17 protein-coding genes are annotated in these 21,026 nt (G+C 73.7%); 6 read left to right on the top strand and 11 right to left on the bottom strand.

The features are described from left to right. Positions 1 to 80: 80 nt before the first annotated feature. Positions 81 to 977, top strand: a complete 897-nt coding sequence (locus tag QQS16_RS25445) for a helix-turn-helix domain-containing GNAT family N-acetyltransferase (RefSeq protein WP_286064173.1) — start codon at positions 81 to 83, stop codon at positions 975 to 977. Positions 978 to 1,071: 94 nt separating this feature from the next. On the opposite strand, the gene QQS16_RS25440 is transcribed toward QQS16_RS25445, so the two are convergent. The 4 genes from QQS16_RS25440 to QQS16_RS25425 all read right to left on the bottom strand — a co-directional run bounded on the left by QQS16_RS25440 (position 1,072) and on the right by QQS16_RS25425 (position 5,593). Beyond that, positions 1,072 to 2,061: a malate dehydrogenase gene (locus tag QQS16_RS25440; protein WP_286064172.1), complete on the bottom strand. Its 990-nt coding sequence runs from the start codon at positions 2,059 to 2,061 to the stop codon at positions 1,072 to 1,074. Positions 2,062 to 2,372: 311 nt separating this feature from the next. Next, the gene (locus tag QQS16_RS25435; RefSeq protein WP_286064171.1) at positions 2,373 to 3,668 is read right to left on the bottom strand and encodes a helix-turn-helix domain-containing protein; all 1,296 of its coding nucleotides are present in this window, start codon (positions 3,666 to 3,668) and stop codon (positions 2,373 to 2,375) included. A gap of 550 nt (positions 3,669 to 4,218) precedes the next feature. Then, positions 4,219 to 4,659, bottom strand: coding sequence for a DUF3017 domain-containing protein (locus QQS16_RS25430; RefSeq protein ID WP_502963924.1), 441 nt, complete (start codon positions 4,657 to 4,659; stop codon positions 4,219 to 4,221). A 79-nt stretch (positions 4,660 to 4,738) separates the two neighbouring features. Beyond that, positions 4,739 to 5,593, bottom strand: coding sequence for a bifunctional methylenetetrahydrofolate dehydrogenase/methenyltetrahydrofolate cyclohydrolase (locus QQS16_RS25425; protein WP_286064169.1), 855 nt, complete (start codon positions 5,591 to 5,593; stop codon positions 4,739 to 4,741). Positions 5,594 to 5,868: 275 nt separating this feature from the next. On the opposite strand from QQS16_RS25425, the gene QQS16_RS25420 reads away from it, so the two are divergent. From QQS16_RS25420 to QQS16_RS25410, 3 genes are all read left to right on the top strand, one after another. Continuing rightward, positions 5,869 to 6,459: a hypothetical protein gene (locus QQS16_RS25420; RefSeq protein ID WP_286064168.1), complete on the top strand. Its 591-nt coding sequence runs from the start codon at positions 5,869 to 5,871 to the stop codon at positions 6,457 to 6,459. Positions 6,460 to 6,591: 132 nt separating this feature from the next. Further along, positions 6,592 to 7,065, top strand: coding sequence for a hypothetical protein (locus tag QQS16_RS25415; RefSeq protein WP_286064167.1), 474 nt, complete (start codon positions 6,592 to 6,594; stop codon positions 7,063 to 7,065). Beyond that, the gene (locus tag QQS16_RS25410; RefSeq protein WP_286064166.1) at positions 7,062 to 8,660 is read left to right on the top strand and encodes a protein kinase domain-containing protein; all 1,599 of its coding nucleotides are present in this window, start codon (positions 7,062 to 7,064) and stop codon (positions 8,658 to 8,660) included. The genes QQS16_RS25415 and QQS16_RS25410 overlap by 4 nt, the downstream gene beginning before the upstream one ends. Positions 8,661 to 8,777: 117 nt before the next feature. Here the strand turns inward: QQS16_RS25410 and purH are convergent, their stop codons facing one another. After that, positions 8,778 to 10,346, bottom strand: coding sequence for a bifunctional phosphoribosylaminoimidazolecarboxamide formyltransferase/IMP cyclohydrolase (purH, locus tag QQS16_RS25405; RefSeq protein WP_286064165.1), 1,569 nt, complete (start codon positions 10,344 to 10,346; stop codon positions 8,778 to 8,780). Next, complete coding sequence (purN, locus tag QQS16_RS25400) at positions 10,343 to 10,972, bottom strand: phosphoribosylglycinamide formyltransferase (RefSeq protein ID WP_286064164.1); 630 nt, start codon at positions 10,970 to 10,972, stop codon at positions 10,343 to 10,345. The genes purH and purN overlap by 4 nt, the downstream gene beginning before the upstream one ends. Before the next feature lie 255 nt (positions 10,973 to 11,227). Here purN and QQS16_RS25395 point away from each other — a divergent pair, with 255 nt between their 5' ends. Next, on the top strand, positions 11,228 to 12,118 hold the full coding sequence (locus QQS16_RS25395; protein ID WP_286064163.1) for a hypothetical protein: 891 nt from the start codon (positions 11,228 to 11,230) through the stop codon (positions 12,116 to 12,118). A 126-nt stretch (positions 12,119 to 12,244) separates the two neighbouring features. Here the strand turns inward: QQS16_RS25395 and QQS16_RS25390 are convergent, their stop codons facing one another. Next, positions 12,245 to 13,885, bottom strand: coding sequence for a cell division protein PerM (locus QQS16_RS25390; RefSeq protein WP_286064162.1), 1,641 nt, complete (start codon positions 13,883 to 13,885; stop codon positions 12,245 to 12,247). A 96-nt stretch (positions 13,886 to 13,981) separates the two neighbouring features. On the opposite strand from QQS16_RS25390, the gene QQS16_RS25385 reads away from it, so the two are divergent. Next, complete coding sequence (locus tag QQS16_RS25385; protein WP_286064161.1) at positions 13,982 to 15,121, top strand: helix-turn-helix domain-containing protein; 1,140 nt, start codon at positions 13,982 to 13,984, stop codon at positions 15,119 to 15,121. 245 nt (positions 15,122 to 15,366) lie between these two features. Here QQS16_RS25385 and sucD read toward each other — a convergent pair whose 3' ends face one another. The 4 genes from sucD to QQS16_RS25365 form a co-directional block, all read right to left on the bottom strand. Next, a complete protein-coding gene (gene sucD, locus QQS16_RS25380; protein ID WP_286064160.1) occupies positions 15,367 to 16,251 on the bottom strand; it encodes a succinate--CoA ligase subunit alpha in 885 nt (294 codons plus the stop codon). A gap of 21 nt (positions 16,252 to 16,272) precedes the next feature. Further along, positions 16,273 to 17,451 (bottom strand): ADP-forming succinate--CoA ligase subunit beta, encoded by a 1,179-nt coding sequence (gene sucC, locus QQS16_RS25375; protein WP_286064159.1) that lies wholly within the window; start codon positions 17,449 to 17,451, stop codon positions 16,273 to 16,275. Between the two features lie 664 nt (positions 17,452 to 18,115). Continuing rightward, positions 18,116 to 20,005, bottom strand: coding sequence for a hypothetical protein (locus QQS16_RS25370; RefSeq protein WP_286064158.1), 1,890 nt, complete (start codon positions 20,003 to 20,005; stop codon positions 18,116 to 18,118). A gap of 188 nt (positions 20,006 to 20,193) precedes the next feature. Further along, positions 20,194 to 20,448 carry a hypothetical protein gene (locus QQS16_RS25365; RefSeq protein WP_286064157.1) on the bottom strand — a complete coding sequence of 85 codons (255 nt, stop codon included), beginning with the start codon at positions 20,446 to 20,448 and terminating at the stop codon, positions 20,194 to 20,196. Positions 20,449 to 21,026: the final 578 nt, after the last annotated feature.

The following is a 21,026-nucleotide window of genomic DNA, read 5'->3' as shown; positions in this document are numbered from 1 at the left end:
CGGGTGGGACCGGGGGAACCGGAATACGTCGGCTGCCCCCCGTGGACGCACCGGTGTTCTTTGACTAGGGTCAAAGAAATATGGAACCAGTGTCGACGGAGCAGGTGGCGGTCTTCCGCCGGTTCAACCGCTACTTCACCCGCCGGATCGGCGCGCTCGACGACCACTACCTCGGCCAGGACCGGCCGCTGGGCGAGGCCCGCCTGCTGTTCGAGATCGGTGACGGGGTGTCCCTGCGGGAGCTCAGGAACCGGCTCGGCCTGGACGCCGGGTACCTGAGCCGGATGGTGAAGGCGCTGGAGGCGCAGGACCTGGTCCGGGTGAGCGTGCACCCGGACGACAACCGGCTGCGCCGCGTACGGCTCACACCCGCCGGCCGCACCGAGCTGACCGAGCAGAACCGCCGCGCGGACGCCCTCACCGCCGGCCTGCTCGAAGGTCTCGCCCCAGGCCGGCGGGCCGAACTCACCGGCGCGATGGCCACCGTCCAGCGTCTGCTGCGGCTGGCCGCCATCACCGTCGGCCCGGTGGACGGCGCCGCCCCGGACGCCCGGGCCTGTCTGGCCGCGTACGCCGCCGAGCTGGACGCCCGCTTCCCCGAGGGCTTCGACCCGTCCGACCTCGTGCGCCCGCACGAGGTGTCCGGCACCGCCGGCGCGTTCTTCGTGGCCTACGAGGAGAACCGGCCGGTGGGCTGCGGGGCACTGCGCCGCCTGGAGCCGCGCGCCGGCGAGATCCGGCACGTGTGGGTGCACCCGGACGCCCGGCGCCTCGGTCTGGCCCGGCGGCTGCTCGACGCGCTGGAGGGCGAGGCGTCCGCCCGCGGCTTCGACGTCGTACGACTGGACACCCACGCCACGCTCACCGAGGCCCGGGCGATGTACCGGGCCTGCGGCTACACCGGCATCCCGGCGTACGGCGACCACGTCTACGCCCACCACTGGTTCGAGAAGCGGCTGACGCGCCCGGGACGGTGACGGTCACGCCGGCCGGCACGCGCACGGGCCCCGTGCCGGCCGGAACCGGAACGGGGCCCGTGCGAAACCTGACGGGTGGCGCGGAGCGTACGGCTCAGATGAGGCCGAGACCGCGGACCGCCTCGCGCTCCTCCACGAGCTCCTGGACGGAGGCGTCGATGCGGGCGCGGGAGAACTCGTTGATGTCCAGGCCCTGGACGATCTCGTACCGGCCGTCCTTGGCGGTGACCGGGAAGGAGGAGATCAGGCCCTCCGGGACGCCGTAGGAGCCGTCGGACGGGATGCCCATCGAGGCCCAGTCGCCCTCGGCGGTGCCGTTGACCCAGGTGTACACGTGGTCGATGGCGGCGTTGGCGGCGGAGGCCGCGGAGGACGCGCCGCGGGCCTCGATGATCGCGGCGCCGCGCTTGGCGACGGTCGGGATGAAGTCCTCGGCCAGCCACTTCTCGTCGTTCACGACCTCGGCGGCGTTCTTGCCGGCGACCGTGGCGTGGAAGATGTCGGGGTACTGGGTGGCGGAGTGGTTGCCCCAGATGGTCAGGCGCTTGATGTCCGCGACCGTCGAGCCCGTCTTCTTCGCGAGCTGGGTCAGCGCGCGGTTGTGGTCCAGGCGGGTCATCGCGGTGAAGCGCTCGGCCGGTACGTCCGGGGCGGCGGCCTGGGCGATCAGGGCGTTGGTGTTGGCCGGGTTGCCGACGACCAGGACCTTGATGTCGTCCGCGGCGTGGTCGTTGATGGCCTTGCCCTGCGGCTTGAAGATACCGCCGTTGGCCTCCAGGAGGTCACCGCGCTCCATGCCCTTGGTGCGCGGGCGGGCGCCCACCAGGAGGGCGACGTTGGTGCCGTCGAAGGCGACGTTCGGGTCGTCCGTGATGTCGATGCCCGCCAGGAGCGGGAACGCGCAGTCGTCGAGCTCCATGGCGGTGCCCTCGGCGGCCTTCAGCGCGGGGGTGATCTCCAGGAGGCGGAGCTTGACCGGCACGTCCGCGCCGAGCAGCTGGCCGGAGGCGATGCGGAAGAGCAGGGCGTAACCGATCTGGCCGGCCGCGCCGGTGACGGTGACGTTCACGGGAGTGCGGGTCATGGCGTTCTCCGTATGACAGCTGGCGGTGGGGCGTCCCTGCCCCGGACGTTTGATCGATCTCTTGGCGTCAAGAGAGATCAGCGGTCAGGCTATCGCGCATCCGGGATCCCGTACGTCCGGGTCCGTGTGGCCCAGCCCACAGCACCGGGAAAGAGGCGGCCGCCCGTCCGGGAGAGGGGGACGAAGGCGGCCGCCGTATGGGGGTACCGGGATCCGGACTCCCGTGGGGGTACCGTTCGCGTGCCCACGATGCGGGGACCCATGCCCGCGGTCCCCGAGATTCCCACTCCCACTGTTCCGTGCCCCCGCGCCTACCGGGTGCAGCCCTCCTGACCGGCCGCCAGCGCCACACAGGCCTTCGCGTCGCCCGCGTCCTTCACGGCCACCATCGGCGTGTACGCGATCGTGTCCCCGGCCACCGAGATGGTGCCGTTCTGCTCGCTCTTGCCGGCGGTCACCGTGACCTCGTCGCCCTGCACGGCCCGCGTGATCCGCCCCCACGCCGCGCCGCACGTCTCGCTGTAGCGGACCTCGACGACGGTCGTGCCGACGGTCGCGGTCTGCGCGGTGGTCACGAGGTCGCCGCTGCACCCCATGCTCTCCGCGTCCTTGCCGGTGCAGGAGTCGCCGCTGCACTTGACCCCGGGCGGCAGGTCCGGTTCGGAGCTGATGGACGGCGAGGGCGACGCCGCGGCGTCCTTCTTCTTGCCGTCGTCCCCGCCGTCGGTGAGGACGAAGGCGGCGGCGACCACGACCGCCGCGCCGACGATCCCCGCGAGGAACATCGTCAGCCGCCGCTTGCCGCCGGCCCCGCCGGACGAGTCACCACCGGACCGGGGGCCCCGTGGGGATTCGCCGTACGGAGCCGCGGGCGCCGCGGTCCGTCCCGGGCCGTCGGCCGAGGACGAGGCCGCGGAGGAGGACGGGGACGAGAGCGACGGCGAGGACGCCGACGCGGGCGAGGAGGCCCCCACCGGACGCCCGCTGCCGGTCCGGGACGGACCCTGATAGCCCGCCATGCCCCAGGAGTTCCCGCCCGGGGAGCCGCTCGACGGACCCGCCGAGGAGCCGCCCGTACCGTTGGCGCCCCCCTGGGGCCGCAGCTCGCGCACGCCGCCCGCCGAGTCACGGGCGTCCGGTGCCCTGGGCTGCGGCGGCACCGACGGGACCACCCCGGCCGGTCCGGCGACGCCGGGCGTGGCCGTGGCGCCCCTGCGGGCCGTCCTGCTCCCCTGGGCGTTCGCCGGGGGCGCGCCGACCTCGCCGCCGAACTCGCCGAGCGCGGCGCGCGCCTGCGAGATCCGGATGGCCTCCATCGTCATGTCGTGGCGCATCTCCGAGCGGCTCCAGGCGCGCTCGGCGAGCTCCCACATCGTCGTGAGGTGCGTGGGATTGGTGCCGGTGACCTCGGCCAGGGCGACGATCGCGCCCTTCGGCGCGAGGAGCCGGCCGTTCAGGTAGCGCTCCCAGGACGTCTTGCTGTAGCCCGTGCGGTCCGCCACCGCCGCGATGCTCAGGCCACTGCGGTCCACGAGCCGGCGCAGCTGGCTCGCGAACTCTCTGACCTGCGGATCGAGCTCGTCGGGCAAGGCCCTCCAACGAGGCATTGCTCCCCCTCTTCCCCCCGGTTGGTGCTGGTTGTTCGGCGCGTTCCCCCGTGCGTGGTGCCCTCTGCCGAGTCCCCGTCGTGGCTACCCACAGGGATGCGCACAGTCAGGATCTCAGTTCCCGGGGTGGGGGCGCACAGGTGCATCGTGGCCGCGGGCATGCACCGTCGCACGCCCACCGGTCCGAGGTCCAGTGCTCCATCGGCAGAGGGACACGGTAGTACCGATGTCGACCGACGTCCTGCCATATCCCCGAACTTGTCGATACACCGACACAAGTGTCACACACCGGAAATACCGCTGGTCACGTGAGCTCCCGGAACGTCCAGCCGCCGCCGCGCCGTCCGGCACGGCGGCGCGACGGTTCCCACAGGGGGCCGGGTTGTGGCAGGGCGCGGACACCGCGGCGGAACGGTCACTTCCGTGCCACAGCCGGCGGACAGCCGTTGAACAGGCCGTTCCCGTGCCCGAGGGTGGAGTGCGGCGGCGGCCCGGCCTTGCTCGGGGGAAGGACGGGCCGCCGTCCGTACGCGGCCGTTCGGCCGCCGGCTCAGCCGCTGACGGTGAAGTGCAGCGTGTCCTTGAGGAACGGGATCACCAGCCACGGGCTCGGCTGGACCATCATCGCCAGCAGCGCGATGGCGGTGCCCAGCACGCCGTACGTGACGATGTCGGTGAAGCGGGAGCGCACCGCGAGCATGCCGACGTCCGGCAGCAGCCAGCGCAGGACGCCGCCGACCAGCAGCGCGACGCCGATCAGCAGGGTGCCGACGCGGAACCGGTCCAGGGCGGTCAGCAGCAGGCCGAGCCCGACCATCGCCAGCACGGCGAGGATCGGCCACTGCCGGGCGGGTGCCGGGGCGTCGGGAGGCGCCGCCCGGCCGCCGCCCTCGGGACGGGCGGTGTCCCTGGTGAACAGCGGGAAGCGGCGGGTGACCCGGCGGGCTCTCCCCTCGGCGTCGGGCGCGCTGACGGCGTCCCGCACCTCGATCTCGTCGAGGGGGCCGGTGCCCGTGCCGGCGTCGGCGTCCTCGACGTGCGTGTTCTTCGCGGCCTCGCCGGACGTGCCCTCAGCCGACACTGCGCTCCGCCGCCTCGACCACGTTGACGAGCAGCTGCGCCCGGGTCATCGGGCCGACGCCGCCGGGGTTCGGGGAGATGAAGCCGGCCACCTCGGCCACGTCCGGGTGGACGTCTCCGACAATCTTGCCGTCGGCGCCGCGGGAGACACCGACGTCCAGGACGGCGGCGCCCGGCTTCACGTCCTCGGCGCGGATCAGGTGCGCGGAACCGGCCGCGGCGACGATGATGTCCGCGCGCTTGAGGTGCGCCGACAGGTCACGGGTGCCGGTGTGGCACTGCGTCACCGTGGCGTTCTCGCTGCGCCGGGTGAGCAGCAGCGGCATCGAGCGGCCGATGGTCACACCGCGGCCCACGACCACCACCTCGGCGCCCTTGATCTCCACGCCGTACCGGCGCAGCAGGGTCAGCACGCCGTTGGGGGTGCAGGGCAGCGGGGCGGGCTCGTTGAGGACCAGGCGGCCGAGGTTCATCGGGTGCAGGCCGTCGGCGTCCTTGTCCGGGTCCATGAGTTCCAGGATCCGGTTCTCGTCGATGCCCTTGGGCAGCGGCAGCTGGACGATGTAGCCGGTGCAGGCCGGGTCCTCGTTCAGTTCGCGGACGGCCGCCTCGATCTCCTCCTGCGTGGCCGTGGCGGGCAGTTCGCGCTGGATGGAGGCGATGCCGACCTGCGCGCAGTCCCGGTGCTTGCCCGCGACGTACTTCTGGCTGCCGGGGTCCTCCCCGACGAGGATGGTGCCGAGGCCGGGCGTGACCCCCTTCTCCTTCAGCGCCGCCACGCGGGCGGTCAGGTCGGACTTGATCGCGGCTGCGGTGGCCTTGCCATCGAGAATCTGGGCGGTCATGGCTCCATCCTCGCGGATGACCGGCCCCCGGTTCCAATCCGGGGGTGGGGCGACCCGTGGCGTCCGTCCGCCCGTATCCCCCCATGATCAGCGATGTTGCACTTGCACAACACCTGCGGAATGCGGCTGGACAAGCGCGACGACGGTGCAGAAACATGACATGCACAGTGCCGCGGGCAGCTCATCGGGGGGACGGCCGCATCGGAAGAACTCTCCTCCGTACGATGCCGCCGCCCGTCGTCCCCGCACGCGGAACCAACGGAGGAAACACCGCCATGAGTTACGGCGACCCGAACAACCCCTACGGCGCGCCCCAGGGCCAGCCGCAGCAGCCGCCGCAGCAGGGCTACGGCTACCCCCAGCAGCAGGGACAGGCGCCCGGTTACGGCTACCCGCAGGCCCCGCCGGTCGGACAGGCCGCCTACGGCGCCGGTGCCCCGATGACGGAGATGCCCGGCTCGGTCAGCGCGGCCCGCGTGATGACGTGGGTCATCGTCGGCCTGCAGATCATCGGCGTCGCCCTCTTCGCCTTCGCCGCGATCGCCCTGAACGCCGCGAAGGACGACGAGTCGCTCCAGGACAACTCCGCCTTCCAGGACCTGGCCGGCGACTCGACCGCCCTGCTGTGGGGCTACGTGGTGTTCGGCCTGGCCTGGGCGGTCTTCGCGGCCGTGCTGGCGACGAAGTTCAAGACCGGCGGCAACGGCGTCCGGGTCACCCTCCTGGTCTTCGGCATCATCACCGCGATCCTCGGCATCTACCCGTTCGTCGTGGTGGGCCTGGTCCACACGGTGCTGGCCGTCCTGATCGCCGTCTTCGTCGGCAACTCCAACGGCAAGGCCTGGTTCAACCGCCCGCGCTACTGAACGCGCCAGGGCGACTGAACAGTTCGCGCCATTCCTGCCCAAGGGCCGTGTCTCACCCGTACGAGGGGGACACGGCCCTGGTGCGTCGCCCTACTCTGGCCCGTGTAGCCGTCAGGCACGGGGAGACGCACCTTGTACAGCATCATCGTGGTACCTCCGCCGACCACGGAGGACGACCCCGGCCGCGCCGCACCACAGCGGCCCGCGCCCGGCGGGCGGCCGGCCTCCGGCCGCTCCGCGCGCGGCAACGACCCGACCGTCCCGCACGAGGTGTCCCGCGGCCCGGGCGCGACCGGCGCGAAGGGCACCCGCGGGACTTCGCGCGAGACCCGCGTCCACGCCCGTCAGCCGTACGCCGTGGAGCGCCCGCGGGACGCGGGCGTACGCGTCACGGTGGGCCCGGGGCGGCCGGCGGCGCCGGTGCGCTGCGCGCGCTCGCGGAGCGGGCCGCCGACCGCGGGCCGCCCGCCTGAGGCGCGACCGCGTCGCCGGGTGGCCGACGCTCCGCCGGACACCGGCGCGGAACGCGGCCGGCCGGCTGGGGGCCGGGCGGTCCACGGCCGGGACCTCGCGCCCGCCTCCCCGGCCGCCCGGGGGGCACGGTGACCGAGCCGTACGCCGTGCCGGTGCCCCGGGGGTACCGGGTCGGCGCCTGGGAGGTGCGCGCGCCGATCGCGACCGGCGCGTTCGGCAGCGTGTACGAGGCGCGGCGCACGAAGGACCTGGACGGCATGCCGCGCACGGCGGCCCTGAAGTTCCTGCCCACCGGGACCGGCACGCCCCGGCAACTGACCCACCTGCGGGAACTGATCGAGCGGGAGGTCGAGCTGCACCGCCGGCTCAGACGCCCGCGGCTGATCCGGATGTACGACACCCTCACCGTCGACGACCCCGAGCGGCCCGCCCTCGACGGGGCCACGGTCCTCGTCCTGGAGAAGGCGGAACGATCACTGTCCGCCCTGCTCGCCGGCTCGCCCCGGCCCGCCGCCGGGCCCGCGCTGCTCGCGCAGATCTGCGAAGGGCTGGCCCAGCTGCACCGCGCGGGCTGGGTGCACGGGGACCTGAAACCGGCGAACGTGCTGCTGATGACGGACGGTTCGGCGCGGCTGGCCGACTTCAACATGGCCGCCGAACTGGAGGGCACGCACGCGTACACGCCCGCCTTCTCCACCCCCGACTACACCCCGCCCGAGCTGCTCTGGTCGGAGATCGGCGCACGCGGGCGCCGGATCCGCCCGTCCGCCGACGTCTGGGCCTTCGGTGTCCTCGCCCACCTGGTCCTCACCGGCTCCTTCCCGCTGCCCGGCTCCACCCCGACGGCCCGCCGGGACGCGGCCGCCGCGTACGCCCGCGGCACCGACGAACTGCGTCTGTCGCCCGCGCTGCCCGCCGTGTGGCGGGAGATCCTGCGGGCGTGCCTGACCCGCACGCACGCGGACCGCATCACCACGGAGGCGCTGCTGCGCCGGGTGGAGACGGCCGCGGGCACGGCCCCGAGCGCACGGCTGCCCCGTCTGACCGCCCGCCTGTCCCGGCTGCCCCGCCGGCCGGCCCGGCGCCGCAGCCGCTCCCGGCCCTTCCTGGTCCTCGCCGCGTCGGCCGCCGCCGTCGCCCTCTCGGCGCTCGGCTACGGCGTCAGCACCTGGGCCGACGACGGCGGCAAGGGCACCGGTGGCAAGGGCTCGGGCGCGACCGCGAACGTCTCCGCCGCCGCGTACGGCGCCTCCGAGCTCCGTACCGACGCGGGCATCCCGCCCGCCTACCGGTTGCTGATCGTCGAGACGGCGCACGACTGCGACCGGCCCGACGTCACCCCGGCCCTGATCGCCGCCATGCTGAAGGTGGAGAGCGACTTCGACCCGGACCTCGCCGACCCCGCCAACGACGAGTACGGCATCGCCCGGTGGACGCCGAGCGTGCTGCGCTGGTGGATGAACGAGGACGGCACCCCCGGAGAGACCGTTCCCGAGCCGCCCTTCCCGCCCGCCGAGTCCATCCCCGCGATGGGCCGCTACCTGTGCTGGATCGCCCCGCGCCTGGACACCGGCCTGCGGGACGACCGCCGGGTGCTCATCGCCGCGGCCTACCGGACGTCGTACGGGACGGTCAACACGGCCGGCGGCGTGCCCGCGCAGGACAAGGCCTACGCCGACCGGATCGCCGACCACCTCGAGAAGTACGCGCCCCCGGGCAGGAGGTGAGCGCCCGGACATCCCAGACAGCCGCCGGCGGGAGCCCGGACGCCGCGCGGCCTCCGGCCCGCTCGGTGGAGCGCCGGAGGCCGCGCGGGCCACAGGTCGGTGGCAGGCAGTGGCAGATCAGTGGAAGAAGTGCCGCGTCCCCGTGAAGTACATCGTGATGCCCGCCTTCCGGGCGGCCTCGACGACCTGTTCGTCACGGACCGAACCGCCGGGCTGGACGATGGCCTTGACACCGGCGGCGCTCAGGACGTCGATGTTGTCCGGGAACGGGAAGAAGGCGTCCGAGGCGACGTACGCCCCCCGGGCCCGCTCCTCCCCGGCGCGCTCCACGGCCAGCTTGCAGGAGTCGACGCGGTTGACCTGGCCCATGCCGACGCCCACCGAGGCGCCGTCCTTGGCCAGCAGGATCGCGTTGGACTTGACGGCGCGGCAGGCCTTCCAGGCGAACGAGAGCTGCTGGAGTTCGTCGGCGGTGAGCGCCTCGCCCGTCGCCAGCGTCCAGTGCGCCGGGTCGTCGCCCTCCGCCTGGAGGCGGTCGGCGACCTGGAGCAGGGCACCGCCGTCGATCGGCTTCACCTCGACGGGGTGCGCGGGGCTGTCGGGGCAGCGCAGCACACGGATGTTCTTCTTCTTGGTGAGGGCCTCCAGGGCCCCCTCCTCGTAGTCCGGCGCGACGACGACCTCGGTGAAGATCTCAGCGACCTGCTCCGCCATCTCCTTCGACACCGGCCGGTTGACGGCGATCACGCCGCCGAACGCCGACAGCGGGTCACAGGCGTGCGCCTTGCGGTGCGCCTCGGCGACGTCGGCGCCGACCGCGATGCCGCACGGGTTGGCGTGCTTGATGATCGCGACGCACGGCTCGGCGTGGTCGTACGCGGCACGGCGGGCGGCGTCCGTGTCCGTGTAGTTGTTGAACGACATCTCCTTGCCGTGCAGCTGCTCGGCCTCCGCCAGTCCGCCCGTGCCCGCGGTGTAGAGGGCGGCGGGCTGGTGCGGGTTCTCGCCGTAGCGCAGGGTGTGCGCGCGCTCCAGGCTGGAGGCGACGAACACCGGGAACTGCGAGTCGTCGGCCGGCGCGTAGGCGGAGGCGAACCAGGAGGCGACCGCGATGTCGTACTCGGCCGTGTGCCGGAAGGCCTCGGCGGCCAGCCGCTTGCGGGTGGCGAGGTCGAAGCCGCCGTCCGTGACCGCGGCGAGGACGTCGGCGTACCGGGCGGGGCTGGTGACGACCGCGACCGAGGGGTGGTTCTTGGCGGCGGCGCGCACCATCGAGGGGCCGCCGATGTCGATCTGCTCGACGCACTCGTCGGGCGTCGCGCCCGAGGCGACGGTCTCGCGGAACGGGTAGAGGTTGACGACCACCAGGTCGAACGGCTCGACACCCAGCTCGGCGAGCTGGCCGCGGTGGTCCTCCAGGCGCAGGTCGGCGAGGATGCCGGCGTGCACCTTGGGGTGCAGGGTCTTGACCCGGCCGTCCAGGCACTCGGGGAAGCCGGTGAGCTCCTCCACCTTGGTGACGGGGACGCCGGCGGCGGCGATGCGCCCGGCGGTGGACCCGGTGGAGACAAGCTCCACGCCCGCCTCGTGCAGGCCGCGCGCGAGGTCTTCGAGGCCCGTCTTGTCGTAGACGCTGACGAGCGCCCGTCGAATGACCCGCTTGTTGCTCTCGGCGGTGGCGGTCACTGGATAACTACCTTTCGTCCCTCAATGCGATAGCCGTTGCGGGCGAGCCGCCCCACGACCTCGACGAGCAGCCTTCGCTCGACTTCCTTGATGCGCTCGTGCAGCGCGCTCTCGTCGTCCTCGTCCCGGATCTCCACCACGCCCTGGGCGATGATCGGACCGGTGTCGACGCCGTCGTCGACGAAGTGGACGGTGCAGCCGGTGACCCGGGCGCCGTACGCGAGCGCGTCGCGGACGCCGTGGGCGCCGGGAAAACTGGGCAGCAGCGCGGGGTGGGTGTTGACGAACCGGCCGCCGAAGCGCGCCAGGAACTCCTTGCCCACGATCTTCATGAACCCGGCGGAGACGACCAGGTCGGGCTCGTACCCGGCGACGGCCTCGGCGAGGGCCGCGTCCCACGCCTCGCGGGTCCCGTAGTCCTTGACCTTCCGCACGAAGGTGGGGATCCCGGCGCGCTCGGCCCGCGCCAGCCCCTCGATGCCCTCACGGTCGGCGCCCACGGCCACGATCTCGGCGCCGTAGGCCTCGGGGCCGGCGGTCGCGATGGTGTCGAGCAGCGCCTGGAGGTTCGTACCGGATCCGGAGACCAGCACGACGAGGCGCTTGGCCACGGGCTTGGCGGCCACGGCGGGGCCCTTTCTCGGGGGTGCGTTTGTACGGTCGTACGAATGCTTCGCGCCCCGGGATACGGGGAAGTCTACGAAGCGGCCGACCGTCAGCAACGATACCGGCACACTGGGCGGCCCCCTCGGGACGGGGGCGTGGCCGGAAGGTAGCGTCTGGGACGAGCCGGCTCGGGAACGCGGTCGTCGTGTGGTGCGTTCCTCATGTGACAGCTCACGCCAGGAAGCCGTAATCACCTAGGGGAAGACGCTCATTTGATGCCGGACCGCAGTCTGCGACTCCTCACGCTCCCCCCGCAGTCACCGCAGGGAGGGGAGCGCAGCGGCGTGCTGCTGCGGGAGCACCCCGCCTCTCCCCCCGACGCCCCCGGCACCACTCCGGGTGGCACGGGCGGTACGCCGCGGGACTCCGGGGACGGCCGGGACGGCCCGAGCGGCGGCACGTCCGAGGACACCCGGGACGACAATCCCTTCGCGCCGCCGCCGGAGGGCACTCCGGACCGCCCCTGGCAGCCCCGTCGTCCGGCGGGCGGCGAGGGACCCGACGGTGCGGGGAACGCGCCGGGAGCGCAGGGTCCGCACGACCCGCGGGGCGGTGCTTCTCCCTGGGGCACCCAGTGGAGCGACCAGCAGCCCGGCCGCTCCCCCGGCGGTTTCGGCGAGCGTCCGGGCGGCCCGGCGGGTCCGGGCGCCCCGAACACCGGCCCCGAGAAGTCCGGGGGCACGGGTCCCGGCTCGGGCTCCCGATGGGACCCGGCGGACGCCGCCCAGCGACGCGCGCGGTACGCGCTGCTGAGCGGTATGTGGGCCTTCTTCTTCGCCCTCTTCAGCTGGCCGTACGTGGCGCTGCTGCTCGGCGCCCTGGCCATGTACTGGAGCATCAGCGCGCTGCGCGCCAAGCCCGTCAACCCCGACCCGAACACCCCGGCACCGCCCGCCCAGAAGGGCCGCCCGCAGACGACGGCCGCGGTGACCGGCCTGGTCACCGCGTCCCTGGCCATCGCCCTGGTGGCCGCGGGCTTCACCGTGAAACTGGTCTACGACGACTACTACACGTGCACGAACGACGCCCTGACCAACGAGGCCGAGCAGGCCTGCACAGACCTCCTCCCCAAGGAACTGCGCAGCCTCCTGGGCACGGACAACTGACCTGCGTCCGTTTCTCCGACCTGCGTCCGTCTCCTCGTCCGACCGAGTCGGATGGCGGGCGGGGCAATGGGTGCCGGCGGTTCGGCGGAGCCCCCAGGGGCGCTCGCATCGGGGTGGGGTGAGCTGTCAGGGCGTGGGCGGCGGCTCCGGTGAGTCCGGCGGATCCAGCGGCAGGAAGTCGTACGGCTCGGAGGCGGAGTCGTCGACGTGGGACACGTACGGCATGGGGGGCATGGGGGGCATGGGGGGTCTGGGAGACGCCTGGGGCATCTGCGGCGTATGGGGCGCTTGAGCCACCTGGGACACGGGCGTGTGTGGCGCTCGGGGCAGGTGCGGCCCTTGGGGCACCTGTGGCACGGCGGCAGTCCGCGCCTCCTCTCGCGGCTTGCCGGTCGTCGCCTCACCGCTCGCGCCCACCTCGCGTGTCCCGTCCGCCCATCCACGCCGAACCAACGCGACCGGAACCGCCAGTCCCGCCGTCCACACCAGCGCCGCACCCCCCGCCTGCCACCACACCGGCCCGAACCGCGCCAACGCCGACACTCCGAGCGGCCCGCCCGCCATCGCCGCGAGCACCGCGACCAGCCCCGCGCACAACCCGGCCGCCAGCCCCGCCGTCGCCGCGGTCCGCCTCCGCGACCAGGTGTCCGCCCCCGGGTCGCCCCGCCCCACGAACCAGCCCACCGTCACCCCGGCCGCCACCGGCACCAGGCCCGCCGCCCAGTTCCAGGGGGTGCCGGGCCCCGCGTCCGGCACCGCCGCCAGCAGCGGGAACAGGGGCAGCAGGGGCACGGGCGCCGCGGAGAGCGGGCTCACGACATGGCCGACCCCGAGGGCGAAGCCCGGCCCGAGCCCGTACGCCGCCGCCCACACCGCCGCGTTCGGCACCAGCGCCAGACACAGCAGCAGCACGGCGAACCGTCCCGACCACCCCTCCGCCAGCTGCTGGAAGTTCCCGCGCACCACGCCGCCGTGCCACACCAGTGACACCGCCAGCAGCAACGCCCCGCCCCCGACCAGCACCGCCGCCCCGGCCCCGGCCGCCCGTCCGGCGACACCGAGCCGCTCCCGCGCTTCCGGCCCGAGGACGAGCCGTCGCAGCCACGCCGGCAACGGCAGCGGCACGCTGTCCGCCGTCGCGCACGGTCGGCCGTACGCCGTCCACACCCCGATCCCGGCCGCGGCCGTCACCGTCAGCGGCAGGCACAGCCCCGTCCACCCCCACGCCGGTCGCAGGTGGCCGCCCGCGGCGTACAGCGCGGTGGCCGCGCCGACGGCGAGGTAGCCGAGGACGACCCCCGACCACGCCGTCCGCGCGGGAACCGGCGGTGGCCCCTCGCCCTGCCCACCGTCGTCGTCCGCCGCGCTCCCGCCTCCCGCAGCCTCGCCCTCCCCCGCCGCACCCGCGTCCACCGCGTCCCGCGCCGCCCGGTACACCAGCCAGACCGGCAGCGCGAACAGCAGGAGCGGGGTGACGCCCACCGGCGCGGCGACACCGGAGAGCGTGTCGGCGCGGACCAGTTCGGCACCGTGCGCCAGCAGCCACAGCGACGCGGCGACGTGCAGCGCGCCGCTCGGACCGCTGTCGGGATACGGCGAGCTGACCCACAGCACCATCACGAGCACGGTGAACGAACCGAGCCCCAGGCCCGCGGCCAGGACGCCGGCCAGGAGACTGGCGGCCACTCCGGGCGATCGGTCGAGCAGCCGGGTGAGCAGGGACGACAACAGCGGTCGGCGAGCGGTCAGCTGGATCACGACCGCCATGCTCCCAACGACACGCGCTTTCCCGTCGTAACAGGCGAACCACCGATGTGTCGCTCAATATACGTTTATGTACTTTTTCGTACGAAGGGGTGCCCGGTGACGCAGCGGCCTGCCACTCCCCTGCCCCCGCCCAAGGAGCGCCGACGCCTGCGCGAGTCCAGGTCGTTGACGCAGGCTCAGGTCGCCGCACGGGTGGGCGTCCCCCGCGAGCGGGTACGTGCGTGGGAGACCGGCCGTACGACTCCACGCGGCCGGAAACGGGAGGCGTACGCGATCCTGCTGGCCGAGTTCGCGGCCGACGCCGCCGACCGCCCCGCACGCCCGGACGGCCCGCCACCCGCGCCCCTCCCCCCACCGGAGCCCGCGCCCGAGCCGGCACCCGTGTCCGAGCCCGCACCCGCACCCGCGCCCGCGCTCGAACCGCACCCGCCCGCGGCCCCCCTGACCCCCGCTCAGGCCTTCGACGCGCTGTACGCGTTCTGCGCGCCGACCCTGGTCCGCCAGGCCTACCTGCTCACCGGGCGGCGCGAACTCGCCCGCGAGTCGGTCGAGCGGGCCTTCCAAGTGGCCTGGCAGCGCTGGCCTGAGGTGGCCCGGGACCGCGACCCGGCGGGCTGGGTGCGGGCCACGGCGTACGAGTACGCGCTCTCCCCCTGGCACCGCTTCCGCCCCCGCTACCGGCACCCCGAACCGCCCCCCGCCGACGCCACCGCCCGCACCCTGCTGGACGTACTCGTCCAGCTCCCGCCGCCGTACCGCCGCACGCTCCTGCTCTACGACGGGGTCGGTCTCGATCTGCCGGAGACGGCGGCGGAGACGGAGGCCAGCACGCCGGCGACGGCGCACCGGCTGATGCACGCGCGCCAGGCGGTCGCCGCGCGGCTGCCGGAGCTGGCGGACCCCTCGGAGCTGCACCGGCGGCTGGCCGAGGTGGCCTCCGCGGAACGGCTGCGCGCCGCGAAGCCGCCGACGGTACGCACCGGCGGCGAACGCCGGGCGCAGTTCTGGACCCGCGCCGCCATCGCCTTCACGGTCGCCCTGATCGGGACGACCGCGCTGACGCTGCGGACGGCCCCGACACACTACGAACCGCCGGTCGCGCCCGGGGAGACGGTGCAGGGCGTGCCGCCGAGAGTCGCCCCCGGCCCACTGTCGGAGGAGGAGCTGGAGCTCCGGGCGAAACTCCGCGAGGAAACGGCGAACGGACCGGAGCGGCTGGTGCCGGTGACACGGTGAAACGGACCGGGGCGACTGGGTGCCGGTGGCGCGGCGGGCCGGCCGGAGCCGCTCGGGCCGGTGGCGCGGTGAACGGACCGGGGCGACTGGGTGCCGGTGGCGCGGCGGGCCGGCCGGAGCCGCTCGGGTCGGTGGCGCGGTGAACGGAACGGGGCCGCTGGTGCCGGTGGCGCGGTGGTGCGGTGGGCATGCGCGAGGGCCCGCACCCCTGGTGAGGGTGCGGGCCCTTGCTGCGGCCAGGTGGGTCAGCCGGCCAGGATCTCCCGGGCCAGCTTCGCCGTCTCGGTCGGCGTCTTGCCGACCTTGACGCCGGCGGCCTCGAGGGCCTCCTTCTTCGCGGCGGCCGTGCCGGAGGAGCCGGAGACGATGGCGCCGGCGTGGCCCATGGTCTTGCCCTCGGGCGCGGTGAAGCCCGCGACATAGCCGACGACCGGCTTCTTCACGTTGTCCTTGATGAAGGCCGCGGCCCGCTCCTCGGCGTCGCCGCCGATCTCACCGATCATGACGATCAGGTCGGTGTCGGGGTCGGCCTCGAACGCGGCGAGCGCGTCGATGTGCGTCGTACCGATGACCGGGTCGCCACCGATGCCGACGGCGGACGAGAAGCCGATGTCCCGCAGCTCGTACATCATCTGGTACGTCAGCGTGCCGGACTTCGACACCAGGCCGATGCGACCCGGCTTGGTGATGTCGCCCGGGATGATGCCGGCGTTCGACTGGCCCGGCGTGATGAGACCGGGGCAGTTCGGGCCGATGATCCGGGTCTTGTTGCCCTGCGACACGGCGTACGCGTAGAACGCGGCCGAGTCGTGGACCGCGATGCCCTCGGTGATGACGACCGCGAGGGGGATCTCCGCGTCGATCGCCTCGACCACGGCGGCCTTGGCGAAGGCCGGCGGCACGAAGAGGACGGACACGTTCGCGCCCGTCTTCTCGATCGCCTCGGCGACCGTGCCGAAGACCGGGATCTCGTTGCCGTCGATGTCGACGGACGTGCCCGCCTTGCGGGGGTTCACGCCACCGACGATGTTGGTGCCGTCGGCCAGCATGAGCTTGGTGTGCTTCATGCCCGTGGCACCGGTCATGCCCTGGACGATGACCTTGGAGTCCTTGTTGAGGAAGATAGCCATGGCTGTCTTAGTCCCTCTTCCTTACTTCGCAGCCGCGAGCTCGGCGGCCTTGTCGGCCGCGCCGTCCATGGTGTCCACGCGCTGCACCAGCGGGTGGTTGGCGTCGGAGAGGATCTTGCGACCCAGTTCGGCGTTGTTGCCGTCCAGCCGGACGACGAGCGGCTTGGTGACTTCCTCGCCCTTGGACTTGAGGAGCTCCAGGGCCTGGACGATGCCGTTGGCGACCTCGTCGCAGGCGGTGATGCCGCCGAAGACGTTGACGAAGACGGACCTGACGTCCGGGTCGCCGAGGATGATCTCCAGGCCGTTCGCCATCACCTGGGCGGACGCGCCGCCGCCGATGTCGAGGAAGTTGGCGGGCTTGACCCCGCCGTGCGCCTCACCGGCGTACGCGACGACGTCCAGGGTGCTCATGACGAGCCCCGCGCCGTTGCCGATGATGCCGACCTCGCCGTCGAGCTTGACGTAGTTGAGGTTCTTCTCCTTGGCGGCGGCCTCCAGCGGGTTGGCCGCGTCCTTGTCCTGGAGAGCCTCGTGCTCCGGCTGGCGGAACTCGGCGTTCTCGTCCAGGGAGACCTTGCCGTCCAGGGCGATGACGTCACCGGAGGCGACCTTGGCCAGCGGGTTGACCTCGACGAGGAGCGCGTCCTCGGCGATGAAGGTCTTCCACAGGGTGACCAGGACGTTCGCGACCTTGTCGGCGACCTCGGCCGGGAACTTCGCGGCCGCGACGATCTCGCGGGCCTTCTCCGGGGTCACACCCTCGTTGGCGTCGATCGGCGTCTTGGCGACGGCCTCCGGACGGGTGGCCGCCACCTCCTCGATCTCCATGCCGCCCTCGACGGACGCGATGGAGAGGAAGGTGCGGTTGGCACGGTCGAGGAGGAAGGAGACGTAGTACTCCTCCAGGATCTCCGGGGCCGTCTCGGCGATCATCACCTTGTGGACCGTGTGGCCCTTGATGTCCATGCCGAGGATGTTGGTGGCGTGCTCCACGGCCTCGTCGGCGGTGGCGGCGAGCTTCACGCCACCGGCCTTGCCACGGCCGCCGACCTTCACCTGGGCCTTGACGACGGACTTGCCACCAAGACGCTCGGTGGCTGCGCGGGCCGCCTCAGGCGTGTCGATGACTTCACCGGCCAGCACCGGTACATCGTGCTTGGCGAAGAGGTCCCTCGCCTGGTACTCGAACAGGTCCACGCGCTTCCGTCCCTATCAGTGATCTCGCGGTTCGTCTGATGCGTGGGCGTGCCGCGAAGGGCAACGTGACGTCCGCCGTCTGTCACAAGAGAGGCGCACACGGTGTCCGAGCGCGCGGCATGTCCGTCTCGCAGGTTATCGCTGCTTGCGGGGGGCCCCTAAAGCGCGGGTCACACCTGAGCGGTGATACCTGTCACATGATGCCGGACTCACTGGCACGGGGTGCCTCCTGTGAGGAAAGCGGGGAGGCGCGGGGGTGGTGTGCGGGGGCGCGGGGGTGGCACGCGGGGGCGTGCTGGAGGCACGCGGAAGGCCACGGGGGGAGGGCCTTGCCGGGCGGGGCAGGCCACGGGGGGGGGAGGGCCCCACCGGGCGGGGTGGACCCGGTGAGGCCCTCTGAGCAGCCCCTCGAGGGCATTGTCCGGCAGCCCTCAGGGGGCTGGGGGCCGGGTGATTCCCTCCCCAGGAGAATCACCCCGCCCCACCCGCGAGGCCGGTGATCAGGCCGGCCGATGGCATTCGGCCGTCCGGGTCCCGCCACCTCGCGGAGTCGGTCGGACGGTAGGGACCGCCGGGACGGTGGAAGCCGTCCGGACGGCGGAGACCGCCCGGACGGCGGAAGCCACCGGACGGCGGAGACCGCCAGCCGTCAGGAGGAGGACGGTCAGAGGCGGTATGCGCTGCCGTGGTGCGCGTCCTGGACGGCCTGGACGGCCTGCGCGTCCGGTACGTAGCCGGGGGTGGCCGACGCGGCCACCCCCTGGACGCCGGTGACGGCGTGCCCGGCAAGCGGGCCCGCGGTGGCCCGGACGGTCCCGCCCAGGTCCTGGGCGAAGGGCGCGACCTCGCCGACGACACCGTGCGCGAACGGGGCGACCTCGCCGGCGACGCCGTCCGCGAAGGGAGCGACGTCGCCCGTGACGCCGTACGCGAGCCTCGTGGCACTGCCGCCTACACCCCGCACGACCGGCCGCACGGTCCGCGTGACGGTGTCGTGCGCGGTCCGGACGGCGGTGTCGACGACGGGCCGGACCGCGCCCGTAACGCCCTCGGCGAAGGACGGCACCTGGCCCACGACGCCGTCTCCCAGACCGGTCGCGTGACCGGCCACACCGTGCGCGAGCGGTGGCACGGAGCCGGTGACTCCGGCAGCGAAGGGCCGGACGTCCTGGACGACGCCGTGTGCCACCCCGCCCGCGTCCACGACGGCCTGCCCGGCGACGGGCACCACGCCGTGCACGGCCGTGTGCGCCACGGGCGGCAGGACGGCGGCCGTGGTGTCGTCGGTGACCTGGCCGACCAGTCCGGCGGCGTACGGGGGAACGTCCGCGGCGCCGCGGTCGACGACCGGCCGGACCCCGTGGACGACACCACCGGCGACGGGCTGGACGTCGGCGACGACTCCGTACGCCAGCCCGGTCACGGCCTCCGCGGTGTGGCCGGCGGTCCCCTCCACCGCGCTCACCGCCTCACCGGCGACCGGCGTCACACCGTTCACCGCGTCGGTGGCGACCGGCAGTACGCCGTGCACGGCGGTCGTCACCACGGGCGGGACGACGGCGGCCGTCGTCTCCTCCACGACCGGGGTGACCGTGCCGGGGACACCGGCGACGGTGCCGACGACGTGCTGCCGGACCCCGCCCACCGTGCCGGTGACATGGCCCGGGACGGCGGAGACGGTGGCCTGGGCGGTGGTGGTGACGGTGGCCGCCGTGCCCCGGGCGGTGGTGACCGCGTCGTCTGCCCGGCCCTCGGCGCCGGTGACCGTGGTCCGCGCGGCGCCGGTCACCCCGGCCGCCGTGCGGCCCGCGCCCGCGCCCGCGTGCCGCGCCTTCGTCCGTACGACCCCGTCGACGCCCCGCGCCTGGGAACGGGCCGTCGCCTGCGCGCCCTGGAGCTTCGTCTGGGCGGCGGCCAGCGCCTGCTCCAGCTCGGGGGCGAACGCGCAGAGGGGGCCGAAGAGGTAGTCGATCCCGTCCTGGGGGACGGTGTCCGCGTCGGAGGTGACGGTCTCCGCGGCGGTCGCTTCGACGGCGGTGGTCGGCGCGGTGGCGGCGGTCGTCGTGGCGGTGGCGGTCGTCGTGGCGGTGGCGTCGGCTGCGGCCTTGGCGGCGCGGGCGGCCCTGGCGCCCTGGATGGCCGCGGCCCCCTTCACCTTGGACGCCTTGGGGACGGTGACCTTCGCGTCGACGTATCGGCGGCCCTGGTCGGCGATGCCGATGGTGTCGACCATGTCGGTCGTGTCGGTGACCGGCTGCGGTGTCAGCTCGTCCTTGGTGAGGACGCCGGAGACGGTGTCCCCCGCCTCGGAGACGACTCCGTCGACCGTGCCGGTGACGGTGTCGACGATCTCCGTGTCAGTGGTGATGGTGTCGGTGTCGGTGTCGGTGTCGGTCCCGATCGTCGCGTCCGGTGCGGAGACGGCGGCCGCGGGCAGCTCGTCCGCGCCGGCGACGGCGGAGCCGAGCGCCCACGCGCCGGTGACACCGGCGGCTATCACGATGGAACGGCGGATGTTCTTGTTCATGGCGTGCGTCAGATCCTTGGTACTCAAGAGTCCGGAGCTCCTTTGCGGGAGCCGCGGGACTGGGAAGGCTGGGAGACATTCCGAGGGCTTCGGGCTTCCGTCCGGAGATCGCCGACGATCGACAGAATCGATAGGCATCGACAGGGGGATCCGGACGGGCGGGCAGACCTGTTTCCGCCCCCGCGCGGCAGGTCTGCGGCGGGGGAAGGTCCGACCTAGGCGGGAGAAACGGGAATGTCCCGGTGCCTGTCCCGGGTGCCGTAGGCGTCCACGCCCGCGGCGGCGCCGGGCACGAGCCGCAGCGGCGCCCGGAGTTCGAACGTGACGGCGTGGGCGTCGCCGCCGTGCCGGGAGGTGCCGCTGTCCATGGCGGACTTCCCGCTCAGCGCGCCACCCGGAACCTGGGTGGGCGCCTGGCGCACGGGGGCGTACCCGGTACGGTCGGCCCGCTGCACGGGCCTGTGCGCCACAACCGGGGTCATGGTGGTGCCGGCGGCGAACCCGGGTCCGTAGGCGAGGGGCGTCTTCGTCCTCGTGGCGGAAGGCCGCTCGGGTGTCCGAAGGTTCGCGTTCGCGGCCGGCACCGGCGTCGATGCGGACGCAGCGTCCTGCTGCGGAGCGGACGTGACGGGGTCCGGCACCGGGGCCGGAAGCGTGTGCACCGGACGCGACGGCGGACCAGGAAGGCCGGGAATGGCCGGCACGGACGGCACCGACGGCAACCCGGGCCTGCTCGGCAGGTCAGGCGCATCCGGCAGGCCAGGCAGACCCGACAGGCCCGGCGATCCCGGCACGGAAGCGGCGTCCCGCGCGGTTGCGGGCGGCGCGGGGAGCTTCGCCTTCGCATCGGCCAGTCCGGCGGACACCGAGTGCGCTCCCGCGGACACCGGGTCCCCGGGGGTCCCCGACCGGACGCCTGCGGGGCTCCCGGATGACCGGCTTCGCCGCCGCCGTCGCCGTCGACGCCTCCGCCGGAGCAGGCACCACCTCGGCGACCGCGCTCCCCGTAACCGACCGGACCGACCCGGAAGCCGTCCCCGACGGCACC

The sequence above is a fragment of the Streptomyces sp. ALI-76-A genome (assembly GCF_030287445.1).
Classification (GTDB): Bacteria; Actinomycetota; Actinomycetes; order Streptomycetales; family Streptomycetaceae; genus Streptomyces.
This window is presented reverse-complemented; position numbering and strand designations above follow the sequence as displayed.

Coding starts and splice junctions, on each gene's coding strand:
- QQS16_RS25445 (WP_286064173.1), top strand. CDS start 81: ATGGAACCAGTGTCGACGGAGCAGGTGGCGGTCTTCCGCCGGTTCAAC.
- QQS16_RS25440 (WP_286064172.1), bottom strand. CDS start 2,061: ATGACCCGCACTCCCGTGAACGTCACCGTCACCGGCGCGGCCGGCCAG.
- QQS16_RS25435 (WP_286064171.1), bottom strand. CDS start 3,668: ATGCCTCGTTGGAGGGCCTTGCCCGACGAGCTCGATCCGCAGGTCAGA.
- QQS16_RS25425 (WP_286064169.1), bottom strand. CDS start 5,593: ATGACCGCCCAGATTCTCGATGGCAAGGCCACCGCAGCCGCGATCAAG.
- QQS16_RS25420 (WP_286064168.1), top strand. CDS start 5,869: ATGAGTTACGGCGACCCGAACAACCCCTACGGCGCGCCCCAGGGCCAG.
- QQS16_RS25395 (WP_286064163.1), top strand. CDS start 11,228: ATGCCGGACCGCAGTCTGCGACTCCTCACGCTCCCCCCGCAGTCACCG.
- QQS16_RS25390 (WP_286064162.1), bottom strand. CDS start 13,885: ATGGCGGTCGTGATCCAGCTGACCGCTCGCCGACCGCTGTTGTCGTCC.
- sucD (WP_286064160.1), bottom strand. CDS start 16,251: ATGGCTATCTTCCTCAACAAGGACTCCAAGGTCATCGTCCAGGGCATG.